Origin of the sequence: Synechococcus sp. W60.3, assembly GCF_047502615.1 — a bacterium.
GTDB lineage: Bacteria > Cyanobacteriota > Cyanobacteriia > Thermostichales > Thermostichaceae > Thermostichus.
On record NZ_JANSHJ010000006.1, the window covers coordinates 103,901 to 106,018 of the forward strand.

At 59.3% G+C, this 2,118-nt stretch carries 2 protein-coding genes; both read right to left on the reverse strand.

Features of this window, described 5'->3' with window-relative positions; translation table 11 throughout:
• A partial coding sequence (locus NW846_RS03885; protein ID WP_414515343.1) for a TPM domain-containing protein occupies positions 1 to 1,195 on the reverse strand: 1,195 nt, incomplete at its 3' end.
• 145 nt (positions 1,196 to 1,340) lie between these two features.
• Positions 1,341 to 2,118, reverse strand: a 778-nt coding sequence (locus NW846_RS03890) for a lipoyl protein ligase domain-containing protein (protein ID WP_414515345.1), incomplete at its 5' end; no start/stop codon positions are given.

Consider the following 2,118-nt stretch of genomic DNA (forward strand, 5'->3'; position numbering starts at 1 on the left):
TCAGGATTTCCAGCTTCAAGCCGCTAGAGGAATAGGTGGCTTCCCTGAGAACCTGTGTGGTGAGGTCGAGGGTGAGGGCTTGGCACCGAGGGCAGTAAAGGTGTCGGGAGAGCGTGCCTTCGCGCACAACCACAGCTATTCCTTGACAGGTAGGACAAAACCAGCCGTAGTAGCGAGCTCTGCCGCGGCTCCTGGCCAGGCGATGCTCTTGGGGAAGGTACTTATCCAGAAGCTGGGGCTGGATGAGTCGCATGGGTCGACCACAGGCTTGACAGACCACTGGCTGAAAAGGGATCCCACGCTTCCGGCCCAAGGTGCCGTCAGTGGCCATAGCAGCCACAACCGGCAGAGCGAACCCCAGCCAGTTGCCGCTGGACAATCCTAGGAACACGCCAAGGCAGAGGGATCCCGAATAGAGGAAGAGACGAATGGGGTCGCTCTGAACCGAAGAGAGCACAGCACCTGTTCCTTGATCTCTGCGTGTCAGGGAGAGGACTTGTCTTCCCCCTCGCTCAGCCCTTAGAGAGACGGGCATGCGAGAGCGCTGCCACCCCAGTCCCAAAATGATGATCCCCAGCAGCAGCAGGATCCCTTCCACCAGGGAAGAATCAATGCCCTGGGCCACTGCCCCAGAAGAAGTTGCAATCGTTGAGGTGGTAATTCCAGAAGCTGCCGCAGGAACATTGGCAACGGGCTGGCCCTGCAACACCGAGGTCAACTGCCGCACCCCCGCCAGAGTGCCGCCATCAAAATCCCCATTGCGAAACCGAGGCAGGATCTGCTGGTCGATAATCTGCTGGACTCGGCTGTCGGGGAGGATAGCGACCAGGCCCCTGCCCGTTTCGATTTCCACCCGCCGATCCCCTACCGAGATGAGAAACAAAACCCCGTTGTTTTGGTCTGCCTTGCCGATCCCCCAGTAGTTAAATAGCTGCGTGGTGAAGTCTTTTGGTGTTGCATATCCCTGAGTATTCGGCACGGTAACCACTGCCATCTCGGCACTGGTGCGCTGCTCAAGCTGAGTGATAAGACGGTTGAGCTCGTTTTCGGTGCTGCTGCTGAGGATGTTGGCGGTATCGGAAACCCACCCTCCATACTGACGGCGGGGGTTGGGCACTTGTTCAAGGGTAATGGCCCAAGCGGGCTGCGGCAGCAGGGATACAACTAGCAAAACTGCCGCCCAAACTTTCGGCATGGCTTACCTGGCTGAGCGCTGCCTAGGTTCTAGCACAGCTGTCTCGGCTAGACTGGCAGTCCTTTTCCCAGGGAGAGAGGGGAGTTGGGGAACGGTTGAGACAAGCCGCTTCTTGTTGCTAGTAATTGTTAACAGCAACCGGCCCTCAGTCCGGCCAAGGGAGCCAGGCTTCTTCTTGCCATTCCACTTCAAAGCACTCCCGGGCGGCCTGGAGAAAATGTTCGATCAAAGCAGGGATCCCTGGCGCCGTGGGGCAAATGTCGTAGATACCAATCACCTGCGAGCCGGGCAGATACCGTTCCCACAGCTCTAGATTGGGTTGCAATAGGAGGGATCCCTGTTGCAGGATCCCCCAAGGTTGCCACAGTTGGGCGTTGCCCATCAGCTTTTTGCCCTGCCAGCTCAAGTCAGCACGGGTACGGGAGGCAAAGCAACTGGTCTTGTTGCGGTAGCCGGGATCCCGGTGGCTTCGGCCGTGAGCAAAAGCGGGCTCATCTATGGCAATGCCCAGCTCCGCCAACCCCTGCACCCAAAAGCGGCAACAGAAGTCGTACACCCAGGCCCGCTGCAAACTGGGCAACCTGGCTTGCAAGTAAGAAAGGGGCAACACCAAGCTGTAGGTCAGCTCTGCTGCATCCTCAGCCGCCTGATGGAGCACCGCCCTTCCCCCCGTGGGTCGGCGCACAATCGGGATCCCTGGCAGGGGATCTGGCCAAACCTGGTGCCGTCCCAGCGAGAGGGTAAGCTGATCCCAGCCATAAAAGCGCAGGCAGGGGTGAGGGTCATGGCGCAGCCGCTGCAGAAGCCAGGCATCCTGCTCCATTTGCCGGGCCCCAGAGGCCACGCGGTAGGGGAGCCAGTATCCCTGGGATCCCATCCTGGCAAAGCCAGACCTTAAACTTTGGGGAACTCCGCCTGGAGGG